Source organism: Salegentibacter sp. UBA1130, assembly GCF_002311535.1.
GTDB lineage: Bacteria > Bacteroidota > Bacteroidia > Flavobacteriales > Flavobacteriaceae > Salegentibacter > Salegentibacter agarivorans.
On record NZ_DCAP01000036.1, the window covers coordinates 96,427 to 102,793 of the forward strand.

Consider the following 6,367-nt stretch of genomic DNA (forward strand, 5'->3'; position numbering starts at 1 on the left):
ATTATGAAAAAAGTATTATTTATAGATCGTGATGGAACTTTAATTCACGAGCCGGAAGATTTCCAGGTAGACCGTATTGAAAAGCTGGAATTTTATCCGGAAGCTTTATATTATTTAAAGAAAATTGCCACAGAACTGGATTTTGAATTGGTAATGGTGACTAATCAAGATGGCCTGGGAACAGAAGCCTATCCTGAAAAAGACTTTTGGCCTATTCAAAATTTTATTCTGCAAACCTTTAAAAATGAAGGAGTGGAATTTAAAGAGGTTTTAATGGACCGTACTTTCGCAAAAGATAATTCTCCCACCCGAAAGCCTAATACCGGACTTTTAGAGGAGAAATATCTAAATAACGAAGAAAACTACGATCTAAAGAATTCTTTTATGGTCGGCGACCGACTTACAGATATTGAATTTGCTTATAATTTTGGAGGTAAAGGCATTTTTATAGATACTCACGAAGATCTTGCAACTGACGAAGTGAAAAACGATCAGGAAAAAGTTAAGGAAACTATTGCTTTAAAAACCGATAGTTGGAAAGAGATTTATGAATTTTTAAAGTTGAATGATAGAACAGCTGAAATTTCAAGGAAAACTAATGAAACCGATATCTTTATTCAACTAAATTTAGATGGTACCGGAAAATCTGAAATTAGTACCGGAATTGCATTTTTTGACCATATGCTAGATCAGATTGCACGTCACGGACAAATGGACCTTACCGTGAAAGTTAAAGGAGATCTGGAAGTTGATGAGCATCATACTATAGAAGATACGGCAATTGCACTTGGAGAAGTTTTTAGCAAAGCTTTGGGCAATAAACTTGGAATAGAACGATACGGTTTTTGCCTACCTATGGACGATTGCCTGGCCCAGGTGGCCATAGATTTTGGTGGCAGAAACTGGATAGTTTGGGAAACCGAATTTAAACGAGAGATGGTTGGAAAAATGCCTACTGAAATGTTTTATCATTTCTTTAAATCTTTTACCGATGGCGCTAAGGCCAACCTAAATGTAAAAGCTGAAGGACAAAATGAACATCATAAAATTGAAGCGATATTTAAAGCTTTTGCCAAAGCGATTAAAGTAGCGGTAAAACGTGATGCTGAAAAAATGATACTTCCATCAACTAAAGGAATGCTTTAAAAGCCCCCTAGCCCTCGAAGGGGGAATAATGTGAACTAAAAAATGTTTAGATTTTGAAAATTGAGAATGAAATGAATAAAAAGCCCTCCCCCCTAGGGGGAGCCGGAAGGGGCTTGAAGATTGTAATTATAGATTACGGAGCGGGTAATATTCAAAGTATCAAATTTGCCATAAAGCGACTTGGATATAAGGCTATTTTAAGCAGTGATGCCGAAGAAATAAAGTCAGCAGATAAAGTAATTTTCCCAGGAGTGGGCGAGGCCAGCAGCGCAATGAAAATGCTAAAGTCTACGGGTTTAGATAAAGTGATTCCTACTTTAAAACAGCCGGTTTTAGGAATTTGCCTGGGAATGCAGTTAATGTGTACTTATTGCGAGGAAGGAGATACAGACGGACTTGGAATTTTTCATGCTGATGTGGTGAAATTCGATAACCAATTAAAAGTTCCGCAAATTGGGTGGAATAAAATTTATGATTTAAGATCAGACTTATTTACTGGGATTTCAGAAGGAGAATTCGTGTATTTAGTACATAGTTTTTATGTAAAGGAATGCGCAGAAACCATAGCTTCAACCGAGTATGGAGTAGAATACACTTCGGCTATTCAAAAAGATAATTTCTATGGTGTACAATTTCATCCAGAGAAAAGTAGTGATGCGGGGGAGAAAATTCTGGAGAATTTTTTGAAAGTGACCCAACCCAACACGATAAAGTAGATTTAAAGACTACGTCATTGCGATGGAGACACGACTGAAGCAATCTGTTCAACCAGAAAATTTCTATCAAAAGATTACCACGCTCCTTTGTCGCTCGTAATGACATAGAGAAGCAAAATTGATAATAAAACAAAACATTAGTGCATTCGTGGCAAAAAAATATAGAAGTAACATTTTAATTTTTTACTTAAAAGATGAGAATAATTCCCGCTATAGATATAATTGAAGGTAAATGTGTACGCCTTTCCAAAGGTGACTATAATACCAAGAAAATTTATAATGAGAACCCGCTAGAAGTAGCTAAAAATTTTGAGGCGCACGGAATTCAGTATTTGCATTTGGTAGATTTAGATGGTGCAAAATCAAAAAATATTGTAAACCATAAAATCCTGGAAGAGATCGCTTCAAAAACCAGCTTAAAAATAGATTTTGGTGGGGGATTAAAAACCGACAAAGATTTGCAAATTGCCTTTGAATGTGGAGCACATCAAATTACCGGTGGAAGTATCGCGGTTAAAGATCCTAATATTTTTAAATCCTGGATTCAGAAATTTGGTTCAGATAAAATAATCCTGGGTGCTGATGCCAACAATGAAAAAATTGCAGTTAGCGGCTGGCAGGAAGAATCTAATAAGGAACTGATTCCTTTTATTCAGGAATACCAGGATGAGGGAATAAACTATGTAATTTGCACCGATATCTCTAAAGATGGGATGCTGGAAGGTCCATCCTTTGAACTGTATCGCAGAATTCTTGAGGAAACTTCATCAGAAAATAAAAAACTAAAACTTATAGCTTCGGGTGGAATCTCTACCTTTAGCGAGTTACCGGAACTGGCTGAACTTGGCTGCGAAGGCACTATAATAGGAAAAGCGATTTATGAAGGTCGTATTAAAATGAAAGAATTAGAGAGATTTATAATAGCCCCCTAGCCCTCAAAGGGGGAATTAAAAAGTGTTTATTTAATACAAAACCTTTAACATGCTTACAAAACGAATTATACCCTGCCTGGATATTAAAGACGGAAGAACCGTTAAGGGCGTAAATTTTATAGATTTACGTGATGCCGGTGATCCTGTAGAATTGGCTGAGATCTATGCAAAATCTGGTGCAGATGAATTGGTTTTTCTGGATATCTCGGCTACTGAAGAGAAGCGAAAAACCCTGGCCAATTTGGTTAGACGGGTTGCCGAAAAAGTAAACATTCCGTTTACGGTTGGTGGTGGAATTTCATCGGTGGAAGATGTGGATATTTTACTTAAAAATGGCGCAGATAAAGTTTCTATAAACTCTTCGGCGGTAAAAAATCCTGGTCTAATCAACGAGCTCGCTGCTAAATTTGGGAGTCAGTGTATAACGGTGGCGATAGATGCCAAGCAGGTAAACAGCGAATGGCTGGTGCACCTGGTAGGGGGAAAAGTGCCTACTGATATCAATTTATTTCAATGGGCGAAAGAAGTTGAAGAGCGTGGTGCCGGTGAGATCTTATTTACTTCTATGAATAATGATGGAACTAAAGAAGGCTTTGCTAATGAAGCCCTGGCAGTTTTATCTTCGGAATTAAATATTCCAATAATCGCCTCAGGTGGTGCCGGAAATATGCAGCATTTTTGCGATACTTTTATTGAAGGAAAAGCTGATGCGGCACTTGCAGCCAGTGTTTTTCATTTCAAAGAAATTGAAATTAAAGATTTAAAAGAAGAACTTCGTAGAAACGGAGTGGAAGTTAGGCTGTAAATTGGAGTAAGAAAAAAAAGAAGAGAGAGATCTTTTATCCTGAAATAAATTCAGGATGACGTATAAAAAAATAAAGATGAATATAGATTTTAATAAAAATAACGACGGACTTGTTCCTGCGATAATTCAGGATGCATCAACTAAGAACGTACTTATGTTGGGGTATATGAACGAGGAAGCATTTTTGAAAACCAATGAAACCAAGAAAGTTACTTTTTTCAGTAGAACTAAAAATCGTTTATGGACCAAAGGCGAAGAAAGCGGCAATTACCTTCATCTAGTCAACATTAAAAATGATTGCGATAATGATACCTTGCTAATTTCGGTTACGCCTGAAGGTCCAACCTGCCATAAAGGAACAGATACCTGCTGGGCAGAGGATAATGAGCCTAATTTCGGTTTTCTTTCTCAATTGGAAGGAATAATCGCCAAACGAAAAAGGATGAGCGAGGTGGAGCCTGAATTACGAGAGGATAAGAACTCTTATGTAGTTTCGCTTTTTGATGCGGGAATGAATAAAATTGCCCAGAAAGTAGGAGAGGAGGCTGTAGAAACGGTTATTGAAGCTAAAGATGATAACGCCGATTTATTCTTAAACGAAAGCGCCGATTTACTTTTTCATTACTTAATTCTGTTAAAAGCAAAGGGATATTCTTTAAAAGATATCGTTGAAGTTCTGGAAAAGAGACATTAAAGAAACTTAACCAGGTATATTTGAATGAACTGTTGTTAGTTTGCTAAATGCAGCATTATTTCTTTGCATCATTTATTTCTAACCAGTTTCCATCAGGGTCGGTGATATAAATTTGTTTTACTCCGTCAACACGATTGGTAACCGTTTGTTTTTCTCCCAGCCAGTTTTCATAAGGTATTTTATTTCTTTCCAAAACCTTAATAAAATCGGGAACAGATGGAACAGACAGCGAAAGATGGCTATTTTTATCGGGTTCAATAAAAGTAGATGCACCTTTAATTAAATGCAGTTGAACATTTGACCCCAAAGTAAACCAGGTATGTTTACCATCCTTAAAAGGTTCGGGTATTTTTTCCAACCCAATGATGTTTTCATAGAAATTGGTGCTTTTATCAAGATCAACAACATAGACTGCGATATGATCTATAGTAATTTTAGAATTAAGTTCCTGAGCTTTTGTAGAAAGCGTGATAAATATGAAGAATATGGAAATTAAAATCAATGATTTTTTCATATAGTTTTAGTGTTTAAGGCCAGTATTAGCTGTAGTAATAATATTAATCTTAGCCCGTCAGCTCAATTTTAAATTCTCTAAACAAATATATAAGTAAGATGTAATGGAAACCAAAAATAGGACTTCCATTACCTAATAGTTTCCATTTTAATACTCTAAATGCTTTCCGCAGCAAAATTTGCAACTGCGTGATCGTTTTCTACAGAACTTCCAGAAACTCCTACAGCTCCAATAATTTCACCGCTTTTATTTCTTAAAGGCACGCCACCAGGAAACGTGATAAGTCCGTTGTTGGAATGCTCAATATTGAAAAGTGCTTCGCCGGGTTGTGACAATTTTCCAATTTCTCCAGTATTCATATCAAAAAACCTGGCAGTTTTAGCCTTTTTAATGGCAATATCTACCGAGCCTAGCCAGGCGCCGTCCATCCTGGCAAAAGCGGTCAGGTTTGCGCCCGAGTCTACTACCGCAATATTCATTTTCACATCTAATTCTTTCGATTTCTTATCGGCGGCAGCAATTACTTTTTGTGCTTGTGCTAAAGTGATATTCATAATTTAAGGTTTTTAATTTGTCCTAAATTATATAATCAAAAACGGAATATATGGATTTTAAGAGGAATATAACGAATATTTAATCTTTGTTTCTCACGTAAATTAATTTGAATTTACTGCTTTGATTGGTACGTGATTCAATTTCAAATTTATCTATAGAATGAATCATAGGGGTAAGTTTCTGAAAGCCATAGTTACGCGAATCAAAATTAGGTTGTTTTTTCTGAAGTAAACTTCCTACATCGCCCAGAAATGCCCAACCGTCTTCATCGGCAACATCTGAAATTGTCTGGGAAATAAGCCTTACTACTTTTGGAGTAATTTTATCTACATTTTTCTTTTTGCTAGTTTTTCCACCTTTTTCGCTTTCTTGCTCATTATCTTTATCAGAACTCTTTAAAATTTCGATATAAATAAAGCGGTCGCAAGCTACAATAAATGGTTCCGGGGTTTTCTTTTCTCCAATTCCAATTACATTTTTTCCTGCTTCACGCAGTCTTGTAGCTAATCTTGTGAAATCACTATCGCTGGAAACCAGGCAAAAACCATCTACTTTATCTGAATACAAAATATCCATGGCGTCTATGATCATTGCAGAATCTGTCGCGTTTTTCCCCTGGGTGTAACCATATTGCTGAATAGGATTTATTGCGTTTTCCAACAAAACATTTTTCCATTTTACCAAATGGGGTTTTGTCCAGTCACCATAAATCCTTTTAATAGTGGGATTGCCGTATTTGGCAATCTCTTCCATCATTTCTTTAATATATGCAGATGGTATATTATCACCATCAATTAGTACCGCAAGGTTGGTTTCCATAGAATCTGTTATTTAAAGTAAACTACTCCGGAGCAAGCTCACGCAGCATTATTATTGGAAAATATAATTTGATTTCGAGTTAAGCTTGGGAGCATTTAATCTCGATTATCGAGTAAAGATACTTTTTTTGCATAGAAAAGACGGCTGTACGCCGTCTTTTCCTTATTGTGTGCCGTGCATGGCGTA

General features: G+C 36.3%; 8 protein-coding genes. 5 read left to right on the forward strand and 3 right to left on the reverse strand.

The window, feature by feature from the left end; translation table 11 throughout:
* Window positions 1-3: 3 nt before the first annotated feature.
* From hisB to hisIE, 5 genes are all read left to right on the forward strand, one after another.
* Window positions 4-1,146: a bifunctional histidinol-phosphatase/imidazoleglycerol-phosphate dehydratase HisB gene (hisB, locus tag B4F31_RS14855; RefSeq protein WP_286761656.1), complete on the forward strand. Its 1,143-nt coding sequence runs from the start codon at window positions 4-6 to the stop codon at window positions 1,144-1,146.
* Between the two features lie 113 nt (window positions 1,147-1,259).
* Window positions 1,260-1,862 carry an imidazole glycerol phosphate synthase subunit HisH gene (gene hisH, locus B4F31_RS14860; RefSeq protein ID WP_286761663.1) on the forward strand — a complete coding sequence of 201 codons (603 nt, stop codon included), beginning with the start codon at window positions 1,260-1,262 and terminating at the stop codon, window positions 1,860-1,862.
* A 194-nt stretch (window positions 1,863-2,056) separates the two neighbouring features.
* Complete coding sequence (hisA, locus tag B4F31_RS14865; protein ID WP_286761657.1) at window positions 2,057-2,794, forward strand: 1-(5-phosphoribosyl)-5-[(5-phosphoribosylamino)methylideneamino]imidazole-4-carboxamide isomerase; 738 nt, start codon at window positions 2,057-2,059, stop codon at window positions 2,792-2,794.
* A 49-nt stretch (window positions 2,795-2,843) separates the two neighbouring features.
* Window positions 2,844-3,599, forward strand: coding sequence for an imidazole glycerol phosphate synthase subunit HisF (gene hisF / locus B4F31_RS14870; RefSeq protein ID WP_286761658.1), 756 nt, complete (start codon window positions 2,844-2,846; stop codon window positions 3,597-3,599).
* A gap of 55 nt (window positions 3,600-3,654) precedes the next feature.
* Complete coding sequence (hisIE, locus tag B4F31_RS14875) at window positions 3,655-4,293, forward strand: bifunctional phosphoribosyl-AMP cyclohydrolase/phosphoribosyl-ATP diphosphatase HisIE (protein WP_286761659.1); 639 nt, start codon at window positions 3,655-3,657, stop codon at window positions 4,291-4,293.
* Window positions 4,294-4,348: 55 nt separating this feature from the next.
* On the opposite strand, the gene B4F31_RS14880 is transcribed toward hisIE, so the two are convergent.
* The 3 genes from B4F31_RS14880 to B4F31_RS14890 all read right to left on the reverse strand — a co-directional run bounded on the left by B4F31_RS14880 (window position 4,349) and on the right by B4F31_RS14890 (window position 6,181).
* On the reverse strand, window positions 4,349-4,807 hold the full coding sequence (locus B4F31_RS14880) for a VOC family protein (protein ID WP_286761660.1): 459 nt from the start codon (window positions 4,805-4,807) through the stop codon (window positions 4,349-4,351).
* Between the two features lie 155 nt (window positions 4,808-4,962).
* Window positions 4,963-5,361 (reverse strand): GlcG/HbpS family heme-binding protein, encoded by a 399-nt coding sequence (locus B4F31_RS14885; protein WP_286761661.1) that lies wholly within the window; start codon window positions 5,359-5,361, stop codon window positions 4,963-4,965.
* 79 nt (window positions 5,362-5,440) lie between these two features.
* A complete protein-coding gene (locus tag B4F31_RS14890; protein ID WP_075326785.1) occupies window positions 5,441-6,181 on the reverse strand; it encodes an NYN domain-containing protein in 741 nt (246 codons plus the stop codon).
* Window positions 6,182-6,367: the final 186 nt, after the last annotated feature.